Below are 26,423 nucleotides of genomic sequence, written 5' to 3' on the forward strand. Positions count from 1 at the left end.
CATGTGCGTCGACTTTAGGTATAATGACCAACTTAATTTTTAAATTGATCTACTACAGATAGCAAAAGCGTAATGTGGATGTAAATAGTGGCGTTGGTAAGCTAACGGTAAACACTTACATCGTATAAATTATGCAAGCAATGAGGCAGAAATGAGCGACGTTACCACAGCTGAGTTTAACGAAGACGGTAAGTATATTCGTAAAATCAGAAGTTTTGTTTTGCGTGAAGGGCGACTAACCAAAGGCCAATCACAAGCAATTGAGGCTCACTGGCCTGCAATGGGGTTGAACTACACACCACAACCACTTGATTTAACAGAAGTGTTTGGGCGTGATGCCGATACCGTTCTTGAAATCGGCTTTGGGATGGGCGCATCACTCGTGCAAATGGCTAGCGAAGCACCAGAGCAAAATTTTATTGGTATTGAAGTACACAAACCGGGTGTTGGTGCGTGTTTAGCCGACGCAGGTGAAGCCAATGTGACAAATTTACGTGTATACCATCATGATGCGATGGAAGTATTGGAGCACAGCATTGCTGACGGCTCATTAGCGCGTTTACAGTTGTTTTTCCCCGATCCTTGGCATAAAAAACGTCACCATAAGCGCCGCATTGTGCAAGCCGACTTTGTTCAGTTAGTCCGCCGGAAGTTAAAAATTGGCGGCGTGTTCCATATGGCAACAGATTGGGAAAACTACAGCGAGCATATGTTAGAAGTAATGAATGTGGCTGAAGGTTATAAAAATCAATCTACAACAGGTACTGTGGTTGAACGTCCTGATCATCGTCCGTTAACTAAGTTCGAAGCGCGTGGCCATCGTCTTGGTCATGGAGTTTGGGATATCATGTTTGAGCGTATCGCTTAATTTTAGCAACTGGAGAACACATTATGGCGCAAAATCGCAGCCGTCGATTACGTAAAAAGCTTCGAGTCGATGAGTTTCAAGAGTTCGGGTTCGATATCAATTGGACCTTTGACGAGTCAGTTTCAGAACAAGATATTGATGCATTAGTTGATCAGTTTATTGATGAAGTGATTGAACCTCGCCAGTTAGGCTTTCATGGTGGTGGCCATAAAGAATGGGAAGGCATCATTGCAACCCAAGCAATTGGCAAGTGTACCGAAGATGATATCGCCGCAGTACAGGCTTTTTGGCAGAGCAAACCAGTATCAGGCATAGAAGTGAGTGCCTTATATGACATCTGGTGGGGTTAAACTAAATTGCCAGAGCAATTATTATTACAAGAAGCGGTAGACAAAGTCAGGCCACTATTGGGTAAAGGCAAGGTGGCAGGATATATTCCTGCCCTTGCTAATGTTGACCCCAATAAAATTGGTATTGCCATCACAACGGTTGATGGTACTACCATAGGTGCGGGAGACTACCTTGAGCCTTTTTCTATTCAAAGTATTTCCAAAGTGTTTAGTCTCACGCTTGCGTTAAACTTATACACAGAAGAAGAAATCTGGAATCGGGTAGGGAAAGAGCCTTCAGGTCATTCGTTTAACTCATTAGTCCAAGTTGAGTTAGAGCGTGGCAAACCACGAAATCCCTTTATTAATGCGGGTGCACTGATTATTGCCGACTTGCTGCAAGCCCGTCTTGGCGCGCCTAAACATCGTATGTTAGAAGTGGTGAGACAGTTAAGCCAAGACCCAAGTGTCACTTATGATAAAACCGTTGCTGATTCTGAGTTTCAATTTAGTGCGCGTAATGCGTCAATTGCCTATTTAATGAAATCATTCGGCAACTTCGACGGTGATGTCGATACTGTATTGAAAAGCTACTTTCATTACTGCTCATTAAAAATGAGTTGCGCTGATTTATCTCGAGCCATGTTTTATTTAGCTAATCGCGGCAAAACACTCGCGGGTGATGAGATAGTCACACCTGTACAAACAAGGCAATTAAATGCCTTACTCGCCACATCTGGGTTATATGATGGTGCCGGTGAATTTGCCTACCGTGTGGGTATGCCTGGTAAAAGTGGTGTTGGTGGCGGTATTATCGCTGTTATACCTGGTGATATGTCGATTTGTGTGTGGTCACCAGAGCTTGATATTAATGGTAACTCACTTGCCGGTACCGCAATGTTAGAACATATTAGCCAACAACTTGGCCGCTCAATTTTTAGACTATTTAATTATTATTGAGATTCGTAAAATAGACTACTTTTTGGTTTATTTTACGAATACACTGCTGTTATTCATCGCTCACCTTCTTCATCTTAAATCTTTCAAGCACTAAAATCTATACAAATCATTGTGTTGCATATTTGGCACGGCTTATGCTTTGTAAGTTTTATATTCGACTTAATTATTCGCACTCGTACTGCAAAAAGGATCGTTATCATGACCAAGCAAAAGTTGATCTGTGGGTTAGCATTAACCAGCGTGTTGTTTACAGCAGGCGCATGGACTCCAGCCATGGCAAAAATGTCTCTCAATGATGATAAGTGTAATGTGACACTGAATTATGATGTCACGGTTGAACCCACAAATTTACAGATAAGTGATAACGGCGCAGAAAAATATCGCGTTGAGTTAGGCCAACTTTATGTCGATGGTAAAAAAATTACCCTTAACGACGATCAACAAAAATTATTGAACGAGTATTCTGAAGCGCTTTCTAGCCAGGTGCCAGAGGTGATTGACTTAGTGGGCGATGTGGTGTCAATTGCTACTCAAGCGGTTAACATGGCATTGACGCCAATTTTAGGTGAAGCCGCTGGTTCTCATATTGATAAATTAATGTCCGGTATTCAACAACGTGTCGATACTATGGCGTATCAGCAAGGTGATAAGTTTTATTTAGGCTCTACCGAAGCATCAATTGAAAAAACCTTTAATGAAGAGTTTGAGCAAGAAATAGAACAGATGGTAACCAGTTCAATGGGCTCATTAATGATGACGCTAGGCAGCCAAATTATGTCATCAGATGGCGGTACATTTGAAGAAAAGATGAATGCATTCTCACAAAAAATGGATAATGTTGGTAACGACATTGAGCAGCAACTTGAGTCGCAATCTCAAGAGCTTGAAGCTCGTGCAACTAAAGTTTGTGACAATTTTGAAGGTTTATTAGTGCTCGAAAATCAAGCGCGTCAAGCCATACCCGAACTGGCTCCATTTACCTTAGCGAAACTAGGTGACACAACGCAATAAGCTTTTTTTAGTCAACCCGTCTCCCTGAAAGACACCTGACCTTCCCCTGTTTCCTATTCCAAGACTCAGGGGCTTTTTTTATTGACAAAAAGCCCTCATCAGCCGCTATAGCGCCATTTCTTTGTTCTGATAAAAAAATTGTCAATTATAAATATAGAGCCACAGGTGGTTTTTTTGTTATACTCATAAAAATTATAACAAAAAAGCACTCTACTTTAGATGTGGTTATATTTAAGACAACAGACTTGTGTATGCCAGTATTGACTTTTTATATCTGCTTATTGGCTGCAAGCTTATTTCAAATATAACTGAGTTGACGTGAATGTTTAACCAGGAATAGCCTTTTAAAGTGGCTTTTATTCCTGACGCAACAAACACCTAATTTTTTTTAATGTCGTAACCAGCTTAAGGCGACTTTCATGTTAGAACTGTTAGAACCTATCGCAATTTTTACTCATGTTGCACGCGCAGGAAGTTTTAGTGCTGCTGCCAGACGTCTTGGCATTTCTAAATCTAAAGTGAGTACCCAAGTTGCAGATCTTGAACATAAACTTGGCGTTCAACTTATTCAGCGTACCACGCGTAGTTTAAGTCTTACTGAAGCTGGTAATTTGTTATATCTGCAAGGTGAAGAGTTACTTCGCGATGCAGAGCAAGCTGTTGCCAGTGTCCATAACTTAAATGACGCAACTCGTGGCGTATTGAAAGTGGGGATCTCACAATCATTCGGCACCATGCATATTATTCCGGCATTACCAGACTTTATGGCTCGCCACCCTGAGCTTGAGTTACAAGTTAGCTTGCTTGACCATAAAGTTGATGTGGTCAGTGAAGGTTTAGACTTACTGTTAACGATGTCTGAACAATTGCCATTAGGTATGGTGGCTAGACCACTAATGAAATGTCAATTTTTGTTAGTTGCGTCACCCGGTTATATTGCCCAGCATGGTAATATCAGTCGTCCTGAACAATTAGTTGAACACAATTGCTTGGTGTATCAAGGCGAGTGGCATGAGCACAGCATGTGGCAATTTAAAAAGGGCGAAGATTATTGCGAAATTGGGGTGTCTGGTAATTTCCGTGTTGATAATGCACCAGCACTTAAGTCAGCTGCCGTCAGCGGTTTAGGTATTGTATATCTTGCTAGTTATCTAATGGAAGATGAAATTGCCCAGGGCACATTGGTACCATTATTACCTGATTGGCAATTAACTCATAACTTACCTTTGCAAGCGGTTTACCCTCGTCGTAAACACTTGGCTCCTAAGGTCAGTGCATTTATTGATTTCATTAAAACCCATATTGGTAGCCCGCCATATTGGGATGCGAAGTTCGATCATTTATACAAGCTTCGTAAGTAAACCTGGAAACATTGTTCTTAATATAAAACAAAGCCGCAAGTTACCTTGCGGCTTTGTTTTTATCTGTTTTATATCAACACCTTAATTAGTTCATTGATTCGTTTTTTAGTGAGGCATTAATCAATGACTTACTGATGTAAAGCAGGTTAGCTATTGCAGTCTGTTCTTATATCAATACAATAGATGTCAGTTGATTCGAAATGATTTGAATATGTATTTTTCTGAGAAATGACCCCTTTTCAGTTGAGTGCCCAAATCGGCAACTATGCAAATTTTGAATCAGTGCTGACAACGGTTTTTTTCAAACTAAAACAATGTCGGCTTTGAAACCATCATCCTAGTTTTTTGGTTACCCCAAGCATTGACTTGGGGTTATTTTTTTGTGGTTCAAAAAAATAACAACCGATAAAAAATGCAGCAACCTAAGGTTGCTGCATTTTTTATTGTTGTACTCAACTTAAATAACTTGCTGCTTAATCCATTTATCAACTTGTTCTTCAAGTACATCTAAAGGCAATGGGCCATTTTTTAATACTAGTGTGTGAAAATCACGGATATCAAACTTATCGCCTAGTTGTTTTTTAGCTTTTTCACGTAACGATAAAATTTTAATCATCCCAACCTTGTATGCAGTCGCTTGCGATGGCATAACAATATGGCGCTCCACCATTTTTATCGCGTCAGATTCGGCGTTAGGCGTGTTATCTACGTAATAAGCAATGGCTTGTTCACGAGTCCACTTTTTATCATGAATACCCGTGTCGACGACTAAGCGACATGCGCGCCAGAGTTCCATTGATAAGCGGCCAAAATCTGAATAAGGGTCTGCATACAGGCTCATCTCTTTTGGAAAGTACTCAGAATATAAACCCCAGCCTTCAACGTATGCGGTATAACCACCAAACTTACGGAACTTTGGAAGACTTTGCAGTTCCTGTGCAATGGCTATTTGCATATGATGCCCAGGTATCCCTTCATGGTAGGCTAACGCCTCCATTTGATATTGTGGCATAGCTTCCATCTTATATAAGTTAGCGTAATAAGTGCCTGGTCGAGAGCCATCGGGAGCGGGTTGATCGTAAAATGCTTTGCCTGCAGATTTCTCACGAAAAGCTTCAACTTGTTTAACTAATAATGCCGCTTTGGGTTTTATTTTAAATACCTCGTCTAGGCGAGTTTCCATATTGTCTATTAGCGCTTTTGCTTCGGTTAAATACGCTTGTTTACCCGCGTCAGTTTCTGGATAATAGAACTGCTTATCATCACGCATAAAGGTAAAAAACTCTTGCAGGTTACCGGTATATTTAACCTTTTTCATAATAAGGCGCATTTCATTATGGATGCGTTTTACTTCAGCTAGCCCGAGGTCATGAATTTGGTCTGCGCTCATGTCTGTGGTGGTTGTGCGGGATAGGGCATTTTTAAAAAAGGCTTCTCCATCTGGGAGTTTCCATACACCATCACGTGTATCAGCCCGGGCTTCTAAGGTTTTGGCATAAGCAATAAACTGCTGGTAAGCGGGCTTTACTTTAGTGATTAAGGCTTGTTTAACTTCGGCCAATAGGGCGTGTTTTTTGTCTTCACTAATGTCGAGTTTATTGATTTTACGGTTGGCATCAGCCCATAACGCATTGTCTTTACCGGTATCGTTAAAGGGGGCGTCAGAGATAATGTTTTGACTGTCTGCAATCACATAAGCAAACACAAACTTAGGGGCGATAATCTTTTTGTTGGCACAGATTTCAAGTGCTGTTTGTAATTGCGCCAATAATGTTTCGCTGCTATTTAGGCGGCTGATATAAGCCTTAGCATCACTTTCGTCGGTTATTTGATGTTGGTTAATTAATATCGATGCCACCATAGAATGCACGCCGTACATTTGGTTTACCGGGTAGGTGTGATAACGCCATTTATCATCGGCAATCGTTTGTTCTATACGGGCTTTGAGTAACTCAAAGCTTAAGGTGGTTTGCTCGTCGAGCTGAGTAATATCTATGGCATTAATACGAGCGAGTTGATCTTTAGCGCGAGCAAGCTCGGCATCTGCAGCCGCTTCTGATAAATCATTCCATTTATCGTAGTCTTGCTTAATGCCTAAGTATGTTTGGTTTACGGGATTGGCCATCACGTTTTCCATAAAAATGGCTTCAAATAGCGCGTTTGCTTTAGCAGACTCAGTGTTGGCGGTCTCTGCTTTACTTTGTTGTGGGCTTAACACGACTGAAGTATGCGAGTGCGCAACAGCGTATGTGATTAATAAGCTTGATAATGCCACGGCAATTAAGGTTGTTTTAGTTTTAAGGGACATCAATATCTTCCTAAACGACACAATTTATAGGCTGACATCCTAATCAAGCTTTTACTAAATGTGTTAATTTAAATGTTATAAAGTATGTATTTTGTAATTGATAGTTCTGCAGATGAGTGAGCAGATAATATGAGGCGAGAGTAAGTGCCCACAACGAATGTGAATGGGCACGTTTAATACACATTAATTGTACAAATTTATCGGCACAAACGAGCTTGAGGGTTAAATAAATTGCGACAGTATGTCGTTAACAAACATGTGGCCTTTGGGGGTGAGCTGCCAATGTGTGTCAGTTTCTGTTAATAATCCTCTTTCTATCGACTTTTGCATGCCAACCTTAATGATGTCTGCAGATTGACCAGTACGTTGTTCAAATTCAGTTTTAGCAATCGGTGTCATTAACCGTAAGCGGTTCATTAAGTACTCCAATGGACGATCTTCTTCAATCACATCAGTCGTTTCAAAGGTGTAGTTTTGTGCGGCTAAATAGCCTTTTGGGTGCTTAATTTTAACCGTGCGGATAATTCGGTTGTCAGACGGCAAGGTTATTTTAGCATGTGCGCCGCAGCCAATCCCTAAATAGTCACCAAACTGCCAATAATTTAAATTATGACGACATTGAAACCCGGGCTTGGCATAGGCGGAGATTTCATATTGCTCGTAACCTAATTCTGCAAGTTTCTTTTGCCCTTGTTCGTATATTTGCCATAAATTTTCATCATCTGGCAGTTGTGGCGGTTTTGAATAGAACAGGGTATTGGGCTCAATGGTTAATTGATACCAAGATAAATGCGGCGGTGATAGTGAGGTTGCAGTGTCGATGTCGTGCATGGCTTCAGCAAAGCTTTGGTTTGGCAGCCCATGCATTAGGTCGAGGTTAAAGCTTAAATAATGAGCTTGTTTGGCCTTTTGCGCCGCGATCTTGGCTTCATCTTCGTTATGAATACGGCCAAGCAAATTAAGCTTATCTTTAGAAAAGCTTTGTACACCAATCGATAACCGGGTGACTCCTGCTGCGCGGTATGCATTAAAATCATCATGTTCAAGTGTGCCTGGGTTAGCCTCCATTGTGATTTCGATATCATCTTCAAAGGGGATTAATGTGCGCGCGCCGTCAAGTAAACGCTGTATTTGGCTGGCATCGAATAAAGAGGGCGTGCCACCACCAATAAAAATCGTGTGAATTTTACGGTTTTGCACATACGCCAAGTCAGCCTGAAGATCGGCCAGCAATGCATCAATATATTGCTGCTGCGGCAATTCTCCGTTTTGCCCATGAGAGTTAAAGTCGCAATAAGGACACTTTTGCACACACCAAGGAATATGCACATAGAGGCTCAATGGGGGCAGCTGTAAGGTCATTATTGGTCGCCTGTTGATGGTGCACTAATGACACCCTGGGCTTTCATTGCGTTAATTAATAACTCAAGCGCTTTGCCACGATGGCTATGGGCATTCTTTTGCTCGGCGGTTAACTCTGCAGCATTGCACTCAAACCCTTGTGGGATAAATACCGGGTCGTATCCATGACCTTGATCGCCTTGTGGGGCGTGGTTAATACTGCCTTCCCAAGAGGCCTGGCAAATGATCGGTGTAGGATCTTTGGCATGGCGCATGTACACCAATACACATTGAAAACGGGCTGTACGTTGAGTTGTACCTTGCAGCGCTTCTAATAGCTTGAGGTAATTGCTGGTTTCACTCGCCCCAACACCTGAATAGCGAGCAGAATAAATCCCGGGTTGTCCTTGTAGAGCATCAACTTCAATGCCTGAGTCATCTGCAATTGCTGGTTTACCGGTAATTTCTGCCGCGTGGCGTGCTTTTATAATGGCATTTTCAACAAAGGTCGTGCCGGTTTCTGCAACATCTGGCACGTTAAACTGGTTTTGTGGCAGAACTTCAATGCCGTATGTTGTAAACATTTGCGCAAATTCGGCAAGTTTACCCTTGTTGCCACTGGCAAGAACGATGTGTTGAGTTGGAGATTGCATGAGTGCTCGACCTGAGGTAAAAATTTGCGACATTATACGCTAATAAGACTGAAAAACGATACAACGAGCGAGTAAGCAATAAATACCCTAGGGGACATGGGTGATGTGAATCGTGCGCTTTACTGGCATTAGCAAGGCGCACTAACTTATTAGGATTATTCTACGTAGAATTTTTGTTTGAATTTAACGGTGGTATTGAGTTGATTAGTGTATTTGATGGCTACAGTAAAATTCACTTCTTGATCGTCACGAAAAGGCACTTCGGCAATGTAGTAAATGGCATTGCCTTCGCGGATTTCTTTAAAATCTAGAGTCATGCGTGCATCAATTAAATTATTCGCCACACCGGATATTTCAACGGCAACAGCAGGGTTGCCAGGGAGCTGAGTATTAAGCACGGTGATATTAACTAACCCATTATAACCACTACGTTCAATGCCATAGGTTTTCGCGACTTGAGGGGTAATAAAGGTGCTATTAAGTGCCATATAGTGGATGTCAAAATTACCCACTTGCTGTTTTTGTTCAGCATGAGCAACGCCTATTACACTCAGTAATGACATTAATAAAACGGTAAATATATATCGTGTAGCTGAGATAACTTTTAACATGAGATCGTCCTGTAAATGATCATTCAAGGCTGTGGCTTATACCAATTAGCCTAAAATCCAATTAGCCTAAAATACAAAAGAGCAGCTCATCATACCTTGGGTATAGGCTGCTCTTTTTATGCGTTAAACTCAGTTATTTTGCTTAAATCATTGCCCAAAATGGAATGTACTGTGCAAATAACATGTTCAAAAAATTCATCGCAATAAACACCACTAACACCGACAAGTCTAAGCCACCCATTGACGGTAAAATTTTACGAACAGGGGCTAAGATTGGTTCAGTCAGTTGAGTCATGATCATTACTACAGGATTATAGCCTTGGTTAAACCAGCTCAAAATAGCGCGGATAAGCAACATCCAAAACAATAATACACCGGCGTTTTTTAACACTGACACAACGGAAAATAATAAAATGGTTAGCAAGTCAAAGCTGGCACCCGCGATGAGAGTAAGCACTATCATTTTTAACACTACCACAATAAGTGCTAACAAAATTGATGAGGTATCAATGCTACCTATTGACGGTAGCACTCGGCGCATAGGCGCAATAATCGGTTGAGTGGCTTTTACCACAAATTGGCTAAATGGGTTATAAAAGTCGGCTTTAGCCAGTTGTAACCAAAAACGAAGAATGACGACCATGAGGTACAAGTCAAACAGCGTGTTGATCAAAAAAACCATTGCATTCATGAATAGTGCCTTACATTTGTTTTATTGATTTAGAGAGGGCTTGACGCCCAATTACGTACCACTGAGTTATCACTAGGGTCTGTTGATCTTTGCTGCAAAAACAACCTTGAAAGATCAACAGACCCTAAGCATTATAAACTGAGATAAATAATCGTTCATCTCAGTTTAGTGCTTAATTAAAAGGTTTCTGCCATTTCTTGTGCGCGGGCAACACAATTGGTCATGGCTTTGTCAACTAAGCCACCTAGGTCACCTTGTTGCAACGTTTCAACCGCTCTTGCTGTTGTGCCGCCTTTTGACATCACATTTTGGCGTAATTCGGTCACCGATAACTGCTGGTTTTGAATGACCATTTGTGCCGCGCCTAACGCAGCTTGTTCAGCGAGCAGTCTAGCTTTGTCTTCTGCCATGCCCATGTTAACGCCAGAAGCAATCATCGATTCAATAAACAAAAAGAAGTAAGCCGGCGAACTGCCTGCTAATGCTATCACTTGGTTTAAGCCATCTTCGCTATCAACCCACACCACTTTACCACCGGTTTTCATTAATGTTTCGCAAATGGCTTTGTCATGCGTTGAAATACCTTCGTCAGCATAAATCCCAGTCATACCATAACCAATTTGAGTCGGTGTATTTGGCATGGTGCGAATGAGCTTAATGGGTTGCTTAAAGTATTGCTGATAACGCGCCGCTGGAATACCTGCAGCGATAGTGATGATTAACTTACTCGACAAATCTAAATGACTGAGAGCATTGCAAACACTTTCCATCAGTTGTGGTTTTACGCTCAATACGATGACATCAGCGGCTTGTGCTGCAGCAGCATTGTCGTGTGATACTTCAATCGAAAAATCTTCTACCAGCGCCTCTAATTTGCCTTTACTCGGATTAGTCGCGTGGATAAGGGCACTTGGATAACCATGTTTGACTAAGCCACTGATAATACTACGAGTCATGTTGCCCGCACCGATAAAACATACTTTTGCTTGAGTCATTTCAATTACATCCAATTAAAGAAGTGAATTTAAATCGTTAATGGCGCTATGTTACATAAAAGGACGCTTCGCTGCTAGGTGCTAGGACGTGACTTCGTCACTGCTAGGGCGCTTCGCTTCTAGGTGCTAGGGCGTGACTTCGTCACTAATAGGACGCTTCGCTGCTAGGTGCTAGGACGTGACTTCGTCACTAATAGGACGCTTCGCTGCTAGGTGCTAGGACGTGACTTCGTCACTAATAGGACGCTTCGCTGCTAGGTGCTAGGACGTGACTTCGTCACTGCTAGGACGCTACGCTGCTAGGTGCTAGGGCGTGACTTCGTCACTGCTAGGACGCTATGCTTCTAGAATCTAGCAGGACGAAGTCCGCTCTCTGGCGAGCTTGCGAGTTCCTAGAACCTAGAACCTAGAACCTAGAACCTAGAATCTGTCTTCGCTATGCTTATCGTTCACCAAAAATCGCACTGCCAATTCGTACCATGGTTGAGCCATTTGCAATGGCAATATCCAAGTCGCCGCTCATGCCCATCGATAACGTGTCGATATAAGGATATTGCTGCTGTAATTGGTCATACAAGCTTTTTAAGCTAGCAAACTCTTGTTGTTGAGTGCGGGTATCGTCTGTGGCTGTTGGAATAGCCATTAAGCCCCGCAGTCTAAGATTAGGCAGTTGACTGATGACCCTTGCTAATGTTGCAACATCGTTAACATTAACCCCCGATTTGCTGTCTTCTTGGCTAATATTGACCTGAATACACACATTTAAAGGCGGTTTATTGCTAGGGCGTTGATCGTTTAAGCGCTGGGCAATTTTGTCACGACTAACGGTATGCATCCAATCAAAATGTTCGGCAACAATTTTGGTTTTATTTGATTGTAATGGCTACCAATAAAATGCCATTCAATATCTGGATAATCGTCTACTAATGCTGTGATTTTTGTTTCGCCTTCTTGCACATAATTTTCCCCAAAGCGTCTTTGACCTGCTTGATAAGCGGCAATGATGTCACTAATGGGTTTGGTTTTGCTTACTGCAAGTAGGCTGATTTCACTTGGCGATCGCGAACAATTTTGCGCCGCTTGTGACATTCTACTCTGGGCGATTGATATTCTGTCTGCTATTGTTGTCATAATGTTGGTTAAATGGATGTCTCTACAATGGAAATCACTGAATTACTCGCTTTTAGTGTAAAACACAAAGCATCAGATCTACACCTTTCAGCTGGTGTTTCTCCAATGATCCGTGTCGACGGTGAAGTGCGAAAAATTAACTTACCAGCGCTAGATCATCAAGGTGTTCATAGTCTTGTTTATGACATCATGAACGATAAACAACGAAAAGACTACGAAGAACACCTCGAAATTGACTTTTCATTTGAAGTGCCAAACCTAGCCCGTTTTCGTGTTAACGCGTTTAACCAGGCTCGTGGCGCTGGCGCAGTATTTCGTACCATTCCATCTGAAATTTTGTCATTAGAACAGCTTGGCGCGCCAGAGATTTTTAAAAAAATATCCAGTTATCCTCGTGGTTTAGTGCTGGTGACAGTGCCAACCGGTTCGGGTAAATCAACCACATTGGCTGCAATGGTCGACTACATTAATGAACACCGCCATGACCATATCTTAACCATTGAAGACCCAATAGAATTTGTACACCAAAACAAGCAATGCTTGGTCAACCAACGTGAAGTACACAAACACACCCATAGCTTTAATGCCGCACTACGAAGCGCACTACGTGAAGACCCCGATGTTATCTTAGTGGGTGAAATGCGAGACCTTGAAACCATTCGATTAGCCATGACCGCTGCTGAAACGGGTCATTTAGTGTTTGGTACTTTGCATACCACTTCAGCCGCTAAAACCATTGACCGTGTGGTCGATGTTTTCCCAGAAGGTGAAAAGGGCATGGTCCGTACAATGTTGTCAGAATCGTTGCAGGCGGTAATTTCACAAACATTGATTAAAAAAATTGGTGGAGGCCGAGTTGCTGCACACGAAATTATGATGGGAACGCCCGCGATCCGTAACCTTATTCGTGAAGATAAGGTCGCGCAAATGTACTCAGCAATCCAAACGGGCATGGCACATGGTATGCAAACGCTTGACCAATGCCTACAAAACTTGGTCAATCGCGGTATCATTACGCGTGAAGATGCCATGCAGAAAAGCTCGAATAAACAAGCTAATTTTTAAGGATTAGGATCATGGATGTTCGTCCGTTTTTAAATATTATGGTCGAGAAAAAGGCCTCGGATTTATTTATTACCGCAGGTTTTCCGCCAAGCGCTAAAATTGACGGTGAATTACGTCAATTATCTGAGACAAAATTAACGCCACAACAATCGTTAGAGTTTGTCGAATCGTTAATGACAGACGTTCAAAAGAAAGAATTTCATGAAAGTAGCGAATGTAACTTTGCGTTCGCCGCTAAAGAATTAGGCCGTTTTCGTGTCAGTGCATTTTGGCAGCGTGAGTCAGCCGGTTGCGTTATGCGCCGTATTGAAACGCAAATCCCAGAGGTCGATGACTTAAAGCTACCAGCCATTTTAAAAGATTTGGTCATGAGTAAACGTGGCTTAATTATTATGGTCGGGGGCACTGGTACCGGTAAATCAACCTCTCTTGCTGCACTGGTGGGTTACCGTAATGCCCATGCGCGTGGGCATATTTTAACGATTGAAGACCCCGTCGAATTTGTGCATAACCACCGTAAAAGCATTATCACCCAACGTGAAGTCGGAATTGATACCGACTCATTCGATGCTGCACTTAAAAGCTCATTGCGTCAGGCGCCAGACGTTATCTTGATTGGTGAAATTCGAACTCAAGAAACAATGGAGTTTGCGCTGTCGTTTGCTGAAACCGGTCATTTATGTATGGCGACATTGCACGCTAATAATGCTAACCAAGCACTTGACCGTATTATGCATTTAGTACCAGAAAGTAAGCACAATCAATTGTTGTTCGACTTATCATTAAACTTACGCGGCATTGTTGCGCAGCAGCTTATTCCTAAATCAGACGGTACCGGACGTCGCGCTGCGATTGAGGTATTAATTAATACCCCACGTGTCGCCAGTTTGATTGCCAAAAATGAACTGCATAAACTCAAAGAAACCATGTCTAAATCGCGCGAGCAGGGTATGCAAACCTTTGACCAAGCCTTACTCGACTTGTATATAGAAGGCGAAATTAGCTACGCTGATGCGTTACATCATGCCGATTCACCCAATGATTTACGCTTAATGATTAAGCTACAAGGCAATGAAACCTCTTCTGCAGGGTCTATGGAAGGCATTACTTTAGACATGGATTAGTTAACGTTTTAAGAGGTTATATGCAGCAACTTATGGCTTTTATTGCTATGATCACTTACTAATTTACAACATTTTTTAAAAAACTCTCAAGGATGTCACATGTATTTATGGCAAAAAGCCGCTTTAGCTTCATCGTTAGTATTGTTTTCTGTTTCTTCATTAGCGGCTAAAGTCACTGATGAATTAGACATTGGTGGTGCTGTTCGGATTAACTACGGCTGGAAAGACTACGATAATAACGCAAAACTCGAATTTGAATTATTTCGTGCTGATGTTAATTATCAAGATAAAAATGGCATCTTTGCTTCAGCTCAATACCGTTGGTATCAAGATATGGACGTTATTCATCATGCATATATGGGGTATCAGTTTGATGAAGCTCAGTCTGTACAAGTGGGTGTAACGCAAGTTCCATTTGGTTTCTTGCCTTATGCGGCTCATTCATTTTGGTTCAGCGCTGCTTATTATCTTGGTTTTGAAGATGATTATGATGCAGGTATTCATTATAAAAACGAGCAAAATGGCTGGCGCTACGATTTAGCCTATTTTGCAAATGACGAATACGGTAATGGTTCACGTTATGACCGTTACTCATTTGACGTGGCAACAACGGATCAATCTTCATATGAAGAATCCGGTCAACTTAACGCTCGCGTTGAACGTGAATTTACCACAGGTGACGTAACACACAAGTTAGGTGGTTCGTTCCAGTTTAGTCAGTTAGATTTTGTTGCTAACGAGACCAACACTGATGGTGAAGATGTTGATAGCATTGCAGCAGCTGCACATTGGCAGGCAGACTGGAAAAAATGGCAATTACAATTACAGTATATGCATTACGACTATGACGTAGAAGACAGCAACCGTATTGCGATAAGTGCTTTCCAATATCAATCTGATATTGCCGCTGAAGCTGACGTTGCCATTGTTAACATTGCTAAATCATTTGACGTAGATTGGGGCCAATTACTCAATTAAGCTGTTATAACGATTACAGCCAGGTGATGTCGTCTGGTCAAGGTCTTGATGATTCAATTCAAAACGTAACAGGGTGTGCAATCAGCGCAGGTAAGCTGTACTCATACGTAGATTGGATTGCGGGTAAAAACATGTATTTCGTTAACGGTTCAGGTGTAGGTATCGATAATGGTGATACTTCATGGCACTCTAGATTAAACATCAATGTTGGCTTTTATTTCTAAGGCAAACTGATCTTAATATCGCAAAAAAGCGTAATGTTGAGAGTAATCTACAAAGGTATTGATACGTTGATTATCAATACCTTTTTTATTGGTCTACATAAAAGGATATCTCAAGATGATAAAGTCTCTCGCAGCCGCAGCGCTTATTACTAGCAGTTTTGGAATATCGGCTGCTAGCTGCCCTGATTATCTTAATGTTGAAGCGCGAAAGTTACATTCAAAAGAAAATGTAGATTTGTGTCAGCTAACTCAAGGCAAGCCAGTGTTAATTGTTAATACCGCATCAAATTGCGGTTTTACGCCACAATTTGAAGCGCTAGAGGCGGTACATAAACAATATGCCGATAAAGGATTAGTGGTGATTGGTTTTCCTTCAGATGATTTTTTTCAAGAAGAAAAAGACGAAGCTAAAACTGCCGATGTGTGTTTTATCAATTACGGCGTTAACTTCACCATGGTAGCGACCTCAGCGGTTAAAGGTGATGCGGCAAATTCGGTATTTAAATTTTTAGCAGATAAAAGCGCAGCCCCTAAATGGAACTTCTATAAATACCTCGTTTCAGGTGATGGGCAAACGGTTCAACAATTTAATTCAAGAGTGAAACCTGACAGCGAGCAATTGAAAAAAGCTATAGAGTCGGTTTTGTAACACGATCAAAGATAAAAAATCGCTACCTAGCACTCTTTTTGTTTATAAATAATAAGATACAATAGTCACCCTAGTAACTACCTAACCTTTGCAGGAGTTACCGATAAGATAGGTCAAGTAAGCTAACAATAGCGCCTATTTTACAAAGCAAAGTCACCTTGACGGATAACGGAGAAGACATTTTGGCTAGATTTTCAGGGCTAGATAAAGACACTGGTCATAAAGCGCGTGGTAAAACTGGCGTATTACTTTTAAATCTAGGGACTCCAGATGCCCCAACTGCATCAGCGGTAAGGATCTACTTAGCTGAGTTTTTATCCGATCCTCGTGTAGTTGAAATACCAAAACTACTGTGGATGATTATTCTGCATGGCATTATTTTACGTATCCGCCCAGCTAAATCAGCAGAACTCTACAAACAAGTATGGACCGATGCAGGCTCACCATTGCTAGACATCAGTGAACGTCAACAGGCTAAGCTTGCGCAAAGCCTACAAGCCCAAGGACATGATGCCAGCGTACATTTAGCCATGCGTTATGGTTCACCATCAGTGTCTAGCACACTACAAACAATGCATAAACAAGGTGTCGATAACCTAGTGGTACTGCCGCTTTATCCACAATATGCAGCGCCTACGACGGGTTCTGCATTTGATGCGCTCGCCAAAGAAATGATGAAATGGCGCTATTTACCGTCACTGCATTTTATAAACACCTATCACGACAACCCTGACTTTATAGATGCCATTGCAGCGTCGATCCAAAAAGACTTTGACCTTAATGGCAAACCGCAAAAACTAGTGATGTCATATCACGGAATGCCTGAGCGTAATTTACACCTTGGTGATCCTTATTATTGTTTCTGCATGAAAACCACCCGTTTAGTGGTAGAGAAACTCGGATTAAGTGAAGAAGATTATGTCGCTACATTCCAGTCACGTTTTGGTAAAGCTAAATGGTTACAACCCTATACCGACGCTACCATTGGCAGTTTGCCGGAAAAAGGCATTACTGATATCGCCGTTATTTGCCCAGCGTTCAGTGCTGATTGTTTAGAAACGCTAGAAGAAATCAAAGGCGAAAATCGTCATGTATTTGAAGATGCTGGTGGCAAAGACTTCCGTTACATTGAATGCTTAAATGATAACGACGACCACATCAATATGATGGCAAACTTGGTTAAACCTTACTTATAAGCCTGTTTAAACAATATGTTAAGAGGTTACTGATGTTATCATCAGTAACCTCTTTTTATTTCTGCTTGTTTATCGTGGTTTAATGTAGTCACTTTATCTCCTCGCCTCAGCTTTTACGATTTGTTAAACTCAAACTACGGTTATCAAAAACAACGATTATGAGAATAGATCCAAATATTTCGCTGGTATATAGCACAGACAAAGGGCGTATTGACGAGCCAAAAGAGCAAGCCGAAGTGCCAACGGGTGACGGCATAGTGCGAATTCATAAAGACACTAAAGGCCGTAAAGGTAAGGGGGTCAGTGTCATTAAAGGCCTAGGGCTCGACGAAAAAGCCTTAAAAGATTTAGCACAAAAGCTTAAGAAACAATGCGGTTGTGGTGGTACAGTAAAAGACTTCAATATTGAGGTGCAAACAGACAACCGTGAATTAATAAAGTCCATATTAGAGAAATTGAATTTCACCGTGAAATTAGCGGGTGGATAAACGCTAACAGCACGAATTGGGAGAGTATATGGATAGCTTAAAAGATCATTTGTTAATTGCTATGCCGTCACTTGATGATACGTTTTTTGAACGTTCGGTGATTTATATTTGTGAACATAACGACAAAGGCGCAATGGGAATAATGGTTAATCGCCCAATTGGTGTTGATGTTGAAGAGTTACTTGACCAGATGGAGTTAAACCCGTCGCCAGAGCATATGTTTTCAATCAATGAGCAAGTATTGATTGGCGGTCCTGTAGCTCCAGACCGTGGCTTTGTTATTCATACCCCACAAAAAAATTGGATTAACAGCGTAGAGATTAGTGATTACTCTATGTTGACTACCTCGCGCGACATTCTGACGTCTATTGGCACAGGTAAATCTCCCGATAAGTTTATTGTTGCGTTGGGTTATGCTGGTTGGGGTAAAGATCAACTTGAACAAGAGTTAGCTGAAAATACCTGGCTCACGATAAAAGCCTCACCTGAACTGTTGTTTAATGGCGATCATGAACAGTTATGGCAAAGTGCGACTCAAGCGTTAGGGTTTGATTTTTGGCAGATGTCGACACAAATCGGCCACGCTTAACAATAGTAGCGCTTCGCTGCTAGAACCTAGAACCGAGAACCGAGAACCGAGAACCTAGAACCTAGAACCTAGAACCTAGAAGGACTTAGTCCGCCCTCAGGCGAGCTTGCGAGTTCCTAGCCCCCTAAATCTAAAGATTAAATAAAGAGAAATACATGCAAGCTCAGACGGTTTTAGGCTTTGATTATGGCACCAAAAGTATTGGTGTTGCGATAGGGCAAGCCATAACGGCAAGTGCCACACCCCTGTTATCAATCAAAGCGGTTGATGGTATTCCAAACTGGGGTGATATTGAAAAGCTACTTAAAGAATGGCAACCCGATTTGGTGGTTGTCGGCTTACCACTAAATATGGATGGTACTGAGCAAGAAATGACCCAGCGCGCCCGTAAATTTGCTAATCGTATCAATGGACGTTTTGGAGTGAAAATTGCCACCCAAGATGAACGCCTTACAACCGCAGATGCTAAAGCGCGTTTGTTTGAGTTAGGTGGATTTAAAGCATTAACCAAGGGGCAAGTCGATGCCGTATCAGCCGTATTGATTATCGAAAGTTATTTTGAAAGCCAGTTTTAAAGCTTGAGCTTGTCACTTATCACTTGCCTCTTGTCCCTTGTCACTTGTCACTTGTCACTTATAACTTGCCCTTGTTACTTTTGGTCTGCACTGTTTTGGTGCAAAAGGCTTTGTTTGTTGCACGTATGTAACTCATCGATGCACTAAAAAACTATTCTTCACGTTAGATTTGATAAATTAAAACATATTAAAATACAATGGGTAAAAGGTGGTTTGTTCCATTTCGGGGCAACACTTTCTGCTCTGGCACATATTCTGAATCTATTAATTTAGTAATATCGCAAAGTAACAACTAAGATTGTTCTTACCGCGCTATCCAGTACTAAGTTAAAGGGACAAGATATGACCAGCAGACCACTGATTTTCACTGATATTGACGGAACGTTACTCGACCACTTTGACTATAGTTTCAACCATGCCATTGATGTTATTGAAGAGCTCAATGAACGTCATATTCCCATAATTGCTAATACCAGTAAAACCTTTGCTGAAATGGAAAAACTACAACAAACCATCGGCATTAACTCGCCATTTATTTCTGAAAATGGTGCAGTTATTTACATTCCTATAGGTTACTTTGATGAGCAACCCAAAGACACCGTTACCCAAGGGTATTACTGGGTTAAAGAGTTTTGCCCACCACGTCAGCATTGGCTTGATTTATTAGCTCAACAAGCCGTTGAGTTTGAAGACGAGTATGTGGGTTTTTCGTCATTCAGCGTTGAAGAATTGTGTGAAGTGACCGACCTTGCCCCCGACAAAGCACGGCTTGCACTGGTTAGACATTATTCTGAACCATTACTATGGAAAGGAGATGATGTACGTAAGCAAGAATTTATTGCACACATGACATCACTTGGTGCCCATATGTTGCAAGGCGGTCGCTTTTTGCACATTGGTGGTGAAAGTGATAAAGGCAAAGCCATGAACTGGCTGGCTCAAGTGTATGCAAACCATTATCAAGCTCCGGTTACGACAGTCGCATTAGGTGACAGCGGCAATGACAGTGCCATGTTAGAAGCGGCTGATATTGCCATTCAAATAAAATCGCCAACACATGATTTTCCAGTCTTACGTAAAAAACAAACCATTAAAAGCCAAGAGTGCGATTCTAAAGGTTGGGCTGAGTGTATTACTGCGACAGTACTCACACCCTCATTGGTCACATCTTCAACATCTGCGTCATTAACAGGAGCATAATATGGCTGATTTTTATCAAAATGGCATTGTCACAACAATGCACAATTTAACTCGTCGTAGTCATGATGAGCTCGAACAAGATCTGCTTAAATTTGCCAAAAGTCGACCCCTCGGGCTGATATTACCTTCGCTATTTTCCGAGCTAGAAGGCGATGCATTAAAAGGCATCGTTACAAAACTTAAAGATGTGCCTTACTTGTCCGAAATCGTCATTGGTTTAGATCGGGCAGACGAAGCACAATATAAACATGCGCTGAGTTTTTTTGGAGAATTGCCGCAACATCACCGTATTTTATGGAACGACGGCTCGCGCCTTCAAGCGCTAGATGCCAAGTTACAAAAATTAGGCTTAGCGCCCACAGAATTGGGTAAAGGCCGCAATGTATGGTATTGCATGGGTTACATGTTGGCCTCGAAAAAATCTGAGTCGGTGGCATTACATGATTGCGACATCGTAACATATGAGAAGTCCTTATTGGCGAGATTGTTATATCCTGTCGCCAATCCTCAATTTAACTATGCATTTAGCAAAGGTTATTATGCCAGATTATCTGATGGTAAAATCAATGGCCGCGTATCACGTTTGTTGGTTACGCCACTGATTAAGGCATTAAAAAAAGTCGTGGGTTATAACGAATACTTAGAATATATGGACAGTTTTCGTTATCCATTAGCAGGCGAGTTTTCTTTCAGACGTGATGTATTAACTGATTTACGTATCCCAAGTGATTGGGGCTTAGAAATTGGCGTACTGTCTGAAATGCAACGCAATTATGCTCCTAACCGTATTTGTCAGGTCGATATTGCAGATAATTACGACCACAAACATCAAGACTTGTCGCTTAACAATGAAGATGCCGGCTTATCAAAAATGTCGATTGATATTACGAAAGCGTTTTTCCGTAAATTAGCCACACAAGGCAACACTTTCAGCACCGAATCATTTCGTACATTAAAAGCCACTTATTATCGTGTCGCACTCGATTATGTCGAAACTTACCATAATGATGCATTGATGAATGGGTTAACCACCGACATCCATTTAGAAGAAAAGGCCGTTGAGATGTTTGCCCAAAACATTGTCACGGCAGGCCAACGGTTTTTAGACAACCCAATGGAAACACCGTTTATGCCAACATGGAGCCGAGTGGTGAGTGCAATGCCTGACGTACTTGAACAACTTAAAGCTGCGGTCGAGGCCGACAATGCTGAATTCAGTAAATGATTAATATAAGGTTTTTTTATGTCAGTATTGGACGGGTTACACCAAAAGCTACAGCATCAACTGGAATGTATTTATAAAGACATTGATATCGATCAACCGATAAACCAATTGGTGAATCGGTTGATCGATATTATGCGCATTACCGAATTTAGTCAGGTACCTGAACCTTTTGTAAATCACTGGTCAGAAAAAGACACCATAATGATTACCTATGGTGACAGTATATTGCAACAAGGTGAGCGTCCACTAACTACCTTGGCACAATTTATCGACAGCTACCTTGGCTGCATCAATAGTGTGCACATTTTACCTTTTTTTCCTTACAGTTCGGACGATGGTTTTGCCGTTATTGACTACTCCAGTGTCAATGAAAGCCTTGGTGATTGGGCTGACATTAGCGCCATTGCCAGTAAACGTCGGTTAATGTCAGATTTAGTGATTAATCATTGTTCTAGCCGCAGTTTATGGTTCGAAAACTTTTGTAAAGGTGAAGAGCCTGGCTACGACTACTTTTTTACAGCACAACCTAGCGATGATTTATCAGACGTTGTAAGGCCACGAACGTCAACATTATTAAGACCGACAGAAACGCCCACAGGCACCCAACATGTGTGGTGTACTTTTAGTCATGATCAAGTGGATTTTGATTTTAGAAACCCACAAGTTCTAATAGAGTTTGTCACAATTATTCGTCAATATTTAGATGCCGGCGTCAGCATATTTAGGTTCGACGCAGTCGCTTTTTTATGGAAAATCGTCGGCAGTAAATCAATCAACCTGCCACAAACGCATGAAATTATTCGTCTCCTGCGCACGCTAATTGAGCATGCACAAAATGATGCGATGATCATCACCGAAACCAATATTCCAAATACCCAAAATTTAACTTATTTTGGTAATGCCAACGAAGCACATTGTATTTATAATTTTTCCTTGCCGCCCTTGCTCATCAATACTCTTATTACTGGTAACTGCTTGTATTTAAAACGTTGGTTAATGAGCATGCCGCCTGCACAAGATGGCACAACCTACTTTAACTTTATCGCCTCACATGATGGTATTGGGTTACGTCCGGCTGAAGGATTACTCGACGATGATGAAATACAAACACTCGTCGACACCATGAAACATTTTGGTGGACAAATATCAGCACGTACCACTGAAACTGGCGAGCAAAAACCTTACGAAATTAATATTGCCCTTTACGATGCCCTGCAAGGCACCACAAAAGGTAAAGATTTATGGGGTATGCAACGCTTTATGTGTGCACATAGCATCATGTTGGCACTTGAGGGGATACCCGGAATATACATTCACAGCCTGCTGGGTACCCGTAATGACTATGAAAAACTCGCCAATACATCACACAATCAGTAGCCATTAACCGCCACCGTTGGGACCTTGATGTATTAAAGCAACAACTCGGCGATGCCCAAAGTACTCACAGTCAGGTGTTGTCAGCGATGACAAAGCTCATTAATATACGCACCCAACAAGCCGCATTTCATCCCAGTGCGACACAATTTACCTTACATTTAGGCCTACAACTATTTGGCTTTTGGCGTCAAAGCCGAAACCGTAAACAAAGTATTTTTTGTATCAGTAATGTCTCAGACCAAGTAACCGATTTACCCATCAATGAGCTTAACCTGGTCATATCAGAACACTGGGTCGATTTACTCAGCGGCACCAAAATAGAAGATATAACCAAAACAATACAATTACAGCCTTATCAAACCGTGTGGATCAGTAATAAAGCTTAAGTGGCAAGCGTTAAGGTAAAAGTGACAAGTGACAAGGGGCAAGTGACAAGGGACAAGGGACAAGGGACAAGGGACAAGGTACAAGGTGCAAGAGGCAAGAGGCAAGTGACAAGAAGCAAGTGACAAGAAGCAAGTGACAAGGGGCAAGTGACAAGAGGCAAGTGACAAGTGACAAGTGACAAGTGACAAGTGACAAGTGACAAGTGACAAGGTACAAGTGTACTACTTTAGGCCGTCATCCCCGAGGTCTTTTATCGGGGATCCAGGTGTTTTGTTTGCTCTTAAAAGCTAACAGCTGGATCCCGGCTCAAAAGCATTGCCGGGACGACGATGGGTTCCGTGTTCAACAGCATTGCCGGGACGATAAGTAAAATAAGTTCTTTTGTTACTGCAGGTTCATAAACCCTAGTTAACTTGACAACATTGATGCGCTCTATAAGCTTATGCTTATTAGTCAATGCTATTTTGGAGTCTGTAATGAAAAAATTGTTTATCGCCGCCGCGGTCTTAGCGTTAAGTGCATGCAGTACCTTAAAATCAAGTTCAGACTTCGATCCATCAGTCGCATTTGAGCAATACAAATCATACGCATGGATAGAAAAGAAAAACGATGATGGTGTATACCATCTAGATGGGCTAATGGATCAGCGTGTTCGTTCAGCCATTGAAACACAGTTAAGCCAAAAAGGGATAAGTAAAGTCGACAAGCAAAGCGCAGACTTACTGGTTAATTACATCACCAAAGTAGATAAAAAAATCAACATCGACACTTTTAATAGCCATTTCGGTTACAACCCATATTATGGCCTCGTTGGGGACTCGGTGGTTCAATACAAACTGAAACAGTGGTGCGTGAATATGAAGTTGGTACCATGATCGTTGATTTAGTCGATAACAAAACGGGCAAGTTAGTGTGGCGTGGCACCGTCGCTGACACAATAAGAGACCAAAACACACCTCAAGAGCGTGCCGAATCAATCAATAACGCAATTGGTCAAGTTATGATGAATTACCCACCAAAAACAGGGCAGTAGCTTAATCAATAATCTAAACCAATACATCAAACCTCGACGTTAACGCCGAGGTTTTTTGCCTAAGCATATACGCAGAAATGACCACTCAGAATGTATCCAGCAGTTTTTGATTAACGCGCAATGGTATTTACATAGTGCAATAATTCACTATTACTGCTCTGCTAATTTGAGTGCTGTTTTCGATAAATCAAAGTGTTAGATTAATTAGATTTTTAACATGGATTCAGTTAAAGCGTTATATTCACTTCAAGTGCTGTATTTATAGGCGTTCAATACATAAAATCATTCAAATGGGTGAGTAAGTTTGCTAAAATCTTGTTGTGAATGGGAAGTCACTTACTCAAGGTTTTTGAGTAAATTAACACAAGCGAGTAATGATGAAATCTTGGTATCTACTGTATTGCAAACCACGTGATGAAGTCCGTGCTCAGCAAAATTTGGCTTTGCAAGAAGTCGAAAGTTATTTACCTATGATCACCCAGCAAAAAACGATCCGTAATAAAAGCAAAATGGTCACGGTACCGCTTTTCCCCAGTTATCTATTTATCTACTTTGACCCACAAGTCACTAGCGTGAGCAAAATCCACAATACTCGTGGTGCTAACCGCATAGTAGGCTGTCGAGAAGATATGACTCCCATTGACGACAGAATTATTTCCGCCCTTAAGAGGCGTGTTCAAGGTCATGTGCCAGAAGTTGAAAAACCGTTATCGAAAGGCGATAAAGTGAAATTTATCGATGGCCCATTTAAAGATCTTGAGGCCATTTTCGACGAAAACAACCCAGATAAACGTTGCCATGTATTGTTCACTATTATGGGGCAACAAAAACGCATTTTAGTTGAGTTGGATAATTTACAAACCATTGAAAATAAAACTGATAGTTAACTTATTGTTAGTGAGACTTTCACTATAACTTTTGTAAGACTTTTGCTATAAATTTTTTTAGGATGTATTTATCCAGGTGTAACAGAGAGAAAAAGCTTGGTTTTTAGCTTTCAACGGCTTGAATAGTATCGAATGTTTAAAAAATGTTAGCATTTGATGTTGTGTGTGCTTTTTGAACAGATTAATGCACGCTTTTTAGGTACAATACGCGAGCACAAATACAAGTAGATTATTTTCGGGCAATTTGGAAGCCGTAATCCATGGGCGGTAGCGTGCCTGAAAGGCAAAAGACAGAATAGTTTCTGTCTTTTAGTGGACGCCGAAGGGCGTCTCGCCCGCCACGCGGGTCGGTAGCGTGCCTGAAAATAATTGTCAGGAACAATTATTAACAGCTTCAGCTGGCTTCGAAGGGTAAAATACAGGATGTATTTTATAAAGGCATCGAATGAAAACTGTATTTCGAATGAGTATTCGTTAAGCGAACGCCGAAAGTGATTGTCTGGAACAATCACTAACAGCTTCAGCTGGCTCGAAGAGAGAAGTACAGGATGTACTGAATCAGGGCGTCTCGCCCGCCACGCGGGTCGGTAGCGTGCCTGAAAATAATTGTCAGGAACAATTATTAACAGCTTCAGCTGACTCGAAGGGGAAAATACAGGATGTATTTTATAAAGGCATCGAATGAAAACTGTATTTCGAATGAGTATTCGTTAAGCGAACGCCGAAAATAATTGTCTGGAACAATTATTAACAGCTTTAGCTGTGCTCGAAGGGTAAAATACAGGATGTATTTTATAAAGACATCGAATGAAAACTGTATTTTGAATAAGTATTCGTTAAGCGAACGCCGAAAATAATTGTCTGGAACAATCACTAACAGCTTCAGCTGGCTCTAAGAGAGAAGTACAGGATGTACTTATCAGGGTGTCTCGCCCGCCACGTGATAAACTTGTCAGGAACAATCACTAACAGCTTTAGCTGGCTCGAAGAGTGGAATACATGGATGTATGTACTAATCGGTAGCGCTACTTCAATTAAAATCTAAGGTTAAACATTTCAAATGTTGAACAATGAAACAATAGTTTGGTGCCGCTATTTCTTTGTTTTCCGTTTTAATATTAAATTGTTATTTTCGTGTTTTTTGGCTTTTAAATCAAAAAACTATCA

General features: G+C 41.4%; 23 protein-coding genes and 3 pseudogenes. 19 read left to right on the plus strand and 7 right to left on the minus strand.

Annotated features, from left to right (window positions below):
* The first annotated feature begins 151 nt into the window (after positions 1-151).
* From trmB to N4T56_RS03225, 5 genes are all read left to right on the plus strand, one after another.
* The gene (gene trmB / locus N4T56_RS03205; RefSeq protein WP_261732186.1) at positions 152-868 is read left to right on the plus strand and encodes a tRNA (guanosine(46)-N7)-methyltransferase TrmB; all 717 of its coding nucleotides are present in this window, start codon (positions 152-154) and stop codon (positions 866-868) included.
* 23 nt (positions 869-891) lie between these two features.
* Positions 892-1,218 carry a 50S ribosome-binding protein YggL gene (locus tag N4T56_RS03210; RefSeq protein ID WP_261732187.1) on the plus strand — a complete coding sequence of 109 codons (327 nt, stop codon included), beginning with the start codon at positions 892-894 and terminating at the stop codon, positions 1,216-1,218.
* A 6-nt stretch (positions 1,219-1,224) separates the two neighbouring features.
* Complete coding sequence (glsB, locus tag N4T56_RS03215) at positions 1,225-2,157, plus strand: glutaminase B (protein WP_261732188.1); 933 nt, start codon at positions 1,225-1,227, stop codon at positions 2,155-2,157.
* Between the two features lie 198 nt (positions 2,158-2,355).
* Positions 2,356-3,168, plus strand: a complete 813-nt coding sequence (locus tag N4T56_RS03220; RefSeq protein ID WP_261732189.1) for a YggN family protein — start codon at positions 2,356-2,358, stop codon at positions 3,166-3,168.
* Positions 3,169-3,587: 419 nt separating this feature from the next.
* Positions 3,588-4,529 (plus strand): LysR family transcriptional regulator, encoded by a 942-nt coding sequence (locus tag N4T56_RS03225; protein ID WP_188916701.1) that lies wholly within the window; start codon positions 3,588-3,590, stop codon positions 4,527-4,529.
* A gap of 457 nt (positions 4,530-4,986) precedes the next feature.
* On the opposite strand, the gene N4T56_RS03230 is transcribed toward N4T56_RS03225, so the two are convergent.
* The 7 genes and pseudogenes from N4T56_RS03230 to N4T56_RS03260 form a co-directional block, all read right to left on the minus strand.
* Positions 4,987-6,837: a DUF885 domain-containing protein gene (locus N4T56_RS03230; protein ID WP_261732190.1), complete on the minus strand. Its 1,851-nt coding sequence runs from the start codon at positions 6,835-6,837 to the stop codon at positions 4,987-4,989.
* 222 nt (positions 6,838-7,059) lie between these two features.
* On the minus strand, positions 7,060-8,199 hold the full coding sequence (hemW, locus tag N4T56_RS03235; RefSeq protein ID WP_261732191.1) for a radical SAM family heme chaperone HemW: 1,140 nt from the start codon (positions 8,197-8,199) through the stop codon (positions 7,060-7,062).
* The gene (gene rdgB, locus N4T56_RS03240) at positions 8,199-8,831 is read right to left on the minus strand and encodes an RdgB/HAM1 family non-canonical purine NTP pyrophosphatase (protein ID WP_261732192.1); all 633 of its coding nucleotides are present in this window, start codon (positions 8,829-8,831) and stop codon (positions 8,199-8,201) included. Before rdgB ends, hemW begins: the two co-directional genes overlap by 1 nt.
* A gap of 155 nt (positions 8,832-8,986) precedes the next feature.
* The gene (locus N4T56_RS03245) at positions 8,987-9,394 is read right to left on the minus strand and encodes a DUF4426 domain-containing protein (RefSeq protein WP_390904105.1); all 408 of its coding nucleotides are present in this window, start codon (positions 9,392-9,394) and stop codon (positions 8,987-8,989) included.
* 190 nt (positions 9,395-9,584) lie between these two features.
* Entirely contained in the window at positions 9,585-10,133 is a 549-nt protein-coding gene (locus N4T56_RS03250; protein WP_261732194.1) for a YggT family protein, read from the minus strand.
* A 176-nt stretch (positions 10,134-10,309) separates the two neighbouring features.
* Positions 10,310-11,128: a pyrroline-5-carboxylate reductase gene (proC, locus tag N4T56_RS03255; protein ID WP_261732195.1), complete on the minus strand. Its 819-nt coding sequence runs from the start codon at positions 11,126-11,128 to the stop codon at positions 10,310-10,312.
* 442 nt (positions 11,129-11,570) lie between these two features.
* Positions 11,571-12,259, minus strand: a pseudogene (locus N4T56_RS03260) (YggS family pyridoxal phosphate-dependent enzyme).
* A gap of 27 nt (positions 12,260-12,286) precedes the next feature.
* On the opposite strand from N4T56_RS03260, the gene N4T56_RS03265 reads away from it, so the two are divergent.
* The 14 genes and pseudogenes from N4T56_RS03265 (at position 12,287) to rfaH (ending at position 25,256) form a co-directional block, all read left to right on the plus strand.
* Positions 12,287-13,324, plus strand: a complete 1,038-nt coding sequence (locus N4T56_RS03265; RefSeq protein ID WP_261732196.1) for a type IV pilus twitching motility protein PilT — start codon at positions 12,287-12,289, stop codon at positions 13,322-13,324.
* A gap of 11 nt (positions 13,325-13,335) precedes the next feature.
* Complete coding sequence (locus N4T56_RS03270; protein WP_188916684.1) at positions 13,336-14,448, plus strand: PilT/PilU family type 4a pilus ATPase; 1,113 nt, start codon at positions 13,336-13,338, stop codon at positions 14,446-14,448.
* Positions 14,449-14,547: 99 nt separating this feature from the next.
* Positions 14,548-15,426, plus strand: a complete 879-nt coding sequence (locus N4T56_RS03275; protein WP_261732197.1) for a hypothetical protein — start codon at positions 14,548-14,550, stop codon at positions 15,424-15,426.
* On the plus strand, positions 15,405-15,650 hold the full coding sequence (locus N4T56_RS03280) for a hypothetical protein (RefSeq protein ID WP_261732198.1): 246 nt from the start codon (positions 15,405-15,407) through the stop codon (positions 15,648-15,650). The genes N4T56_RS03275 and N4T56_RS03280 overlap by 22 nt, the downstream gene beginning before the upstream one ends.
* 115 nt (positions 15,651-15,765) lie before the next feature.
* Positions 15,766-16,299: a glutathione peroxidase gene (locus tag N4T56_RS03285; protein ID WP_261732199.1), complete on the plus strand. Its 534-nt coding sequence runs from the start codon at positions 15,766-15,768 to the stop codon at positions 16,297-16,299.
* Positions 16,300-16,481: 182 nt separating this feature from the next.
* Positions 16,482-17,495 (plus strand): ferrochelatase, encoded by a 1,014-nt coding sequence (hemH, locus tag N4T56_RS03290; protein ID WP_261734743.1) that lies wholly within the window; start codon positions 16,482-16,484, stop codon positions 17,493-17,495.
* A gap of 158 nt (positions 17,496-17,653) precedes the next feature.
* A complete protein-coding gene (gene yciH, locus N4T56_RS03295; protein ID WP_261732200.1) occupies positions 17,654-17,983 on the plus strand; it encodes a stress response translation initiation inhibitor YciH in 330 nt (109 codons plus the stop codon).
* 28 nt (positions 17,984-18,011) lie between these two features.
* Positions 18,012-18,572: a YqgE/AlgH family protein gene (locus tag N4T56_RS03300; RefSeq protein ID WP_261732201.1), complete on the plus strand. Its 561-nt coding sequence runs from the start codon at positions 18,012-18,014 to the stop codon at positions 18,570-18,572.
* 155 nt (positions 18,573-18,727) lie between these two features.
* On the plus strand, positions 18,728-19,147 hold the full coding sequence (ruvX, locus tag N4T56_RS03305) for a Holliday junction resolvase RuvX (protein WP_261732202.1): 420 nt from the start codon (positions 18,728-18,730) through the stop codon (positions 19,145-19,147).
* A 342-nt stretch (positions 19,148-19,489) separates the two neighbouring features.
* Positions 19,490-20,347: an HAD-IIB family hydrolase gene (locus N4T56_RS03310; RefSeq protein ID WP_261732203.1), complete on the plus strand. Its 858-nt coding sequence runs from the start codon at positions 19,490-19,492 to the stop codon at positions 20,345-20,347.
* Position 20,348: 1 nt separating this feature from the next.
* Positions 20,349-21,572 (plus strand): glycosyl transferase, encoded by a 1,224-nt coding sequence (locus N4T56_RS03315; protein WP_261732204.1) that lies wholly within the window; start codon positions 20,349-20,351, stop codon positions 21,570-21,572.
* Between the two features lie 18 nt (positions 21,573-21,590).
* Positions 21,591-23,335: pseudogene (locus N4T56_RS03320) on the plus strand (sugar phosphorylase).
* A gap of 477 nt (positions 23,336-23,812) precedes the next feature.
* Positions 23,813-24,369 (plus strand): annotated as a pseudogene (locus N4T56_RS03325) (DUF4136 domain-containing protein).
* Positions 24,370-24,746: 377 nt separating this feature from the next.
* On the plus strand, positions 24,747-25,256 hold the full coding sequence (gene rfaH, locus N4T56_RS03330) for a transcription/translation regulatory transformer protein RfaH (RefSeq protein ID WP_261734744.1): 510 nt from the start codon (positions 24,747-24,749) through the stop codon (positions 25,254-25,256).
* Positions 25,257-26,423 lie beyond the last annotated feature (1,167 nt).

The sequence above is a fragment of the Shewanella phaeophyticola genome (genome assembly GCF_025398315.1).
Classification (GTDB): domain Bacteria; phylum Pseudomonadota; class Gammaproteobacteria; order Enterobacterales; family Shewanellaceae; genus Shewanella; species Shewanella phaeophyticola.

Bases quoted from the DNA above. Each gene is read 5' to 3' on its own strand.
- trmB (WP_261732186.1), top strand. From the start codon at position 152: ATGAGCGACGTTACCACAGCTGAGTTTAACGAAGACGGTAAGTATATT.
- N4T56_RS03210 (WP_261732187.1), top strand. From the start codon at position 892: ATGGCGCAAAATCGCAGCCGTCGATTACGTAAAAAGCTTCGAGTCGAT.
- N4T56_RS03220 (WP_261732189.1), top strand. From the start codon at position 2,356: ATGACCAAGCAAAAGTTGATCTGTGGGTTAGCATTAACCAGCGTGTTG.
- N4T56_RS03225 (WP_188916701.1), top strand. From the start codon at position 3,588: ATGTTAGAACTGTTAGAACCTATCGCAATTTTTACTCATGTTGCACGC.
- N4T56_RS03230 (WP_261732190.1), bottom strand. From the start codon at position 6,837: ATGTCCCTTAAAACTAAAACAACCTTAATTGCCGTGGCATTATCAAGC.
- hemW (WP_261732191.1), bottom strand. From the start codon at position 8,199: ATGACCTTACAGCTGCCCCCATTGAGCCTCTATGTGCATATTCCTTGG.
- rdgB (WP_261732192.1), bottom strand. From the start codon at position 8,831: ATGCAATCTCCAACTCAACACATCGTTCTTGCCAGTGGCAACAAGGGT.
- N4T56_RS03245 (WP_390904105.1), bottom strand. From the start codon at position 9,394: ATGTCATTACTGAGTGTAATAGGCGTTGCTCATGCTGAACAAAAACAG.
- N4T56_RS03250 (WP_261732194.1), bottom strand. From the start codon at position 10,133: ATGAATGCAATGGTTTTTTTGATCAACACGCTGTTTGACTTGTACCTC.
- proC (WP_261732195.1), bottom strand. From the start codon at position 11,128: ATGACTCAAGCAAAAGTATGTTTTATCGGTGCGGGCAACATGACTCGT.
- N4T56_RS03265 (WP_261732196.1), top strand. From the start codon at position 12,287: ATGGAAATCACTGAATTACTCGCTTTTAGTGTAAAACACAAAGCATCA.
- N4T56_RS03270 (WP_188916684.1), top strand. From the start codon at position 13,336: ATGGATGTTCGTCCGTTTTTAAATATTATGGTCGAGAAAAAGGCCTCG.
- N4T56_RS03275 (WP_261732197.1), top strand. From the start codon at position 14,548: ATGTATTTATGGCAAAAAGCCGCTTTAGCTTCATCGTTAGTATTGTTT.
- N4T56_RS03285 (WP_261732199.1), top strand. From the start codon at position 15,766: ATGATAAAGTCTCTCGCAGCCGCAGCGCTTATTACTAGCAGTTTTGGA.
- yciH (WP_261732200.1), top strand. From the start codon at position 17,654: ATGAGAATAGATCCAAATATTTCGCTGGTATATAGCACAGACAAAGGG.
- N4T56_RS03300 (WP_261732201.1), top strand. From the start codon at position 18,012: ATGGATAGCTTAAAAGATCATTTGTTAATTGCTATGCCGTCACTTGAT.
- ruvX (WP_261732202.1), top strand. From the start codon at position 18,728: ATGCAAGCTCAGACGGTTTTAGGCTTTGATTATGGCACCAAAAGTATT.
- N4T56_RS03310 (WP_261732203.1), top strand. From the start codon at position 19,490: ATGACCAGCAGACCACTGATTTTCACTGATATTGACGGAACGTTACTC.
- N4T56_RS03315 (WP_261732204.1), top strand. From the start codon at position 20,349: ATGGCTGATTTTTATCAAAATGGCATTGTCACAACAATGCACAATTTA.
- rfaH (WP_261734744.1), top strand. From the start codon at position 24,747: ATGAAATCTTGGTATCTACTGTATTGCAAACCACGTGATGAAGTCCGT.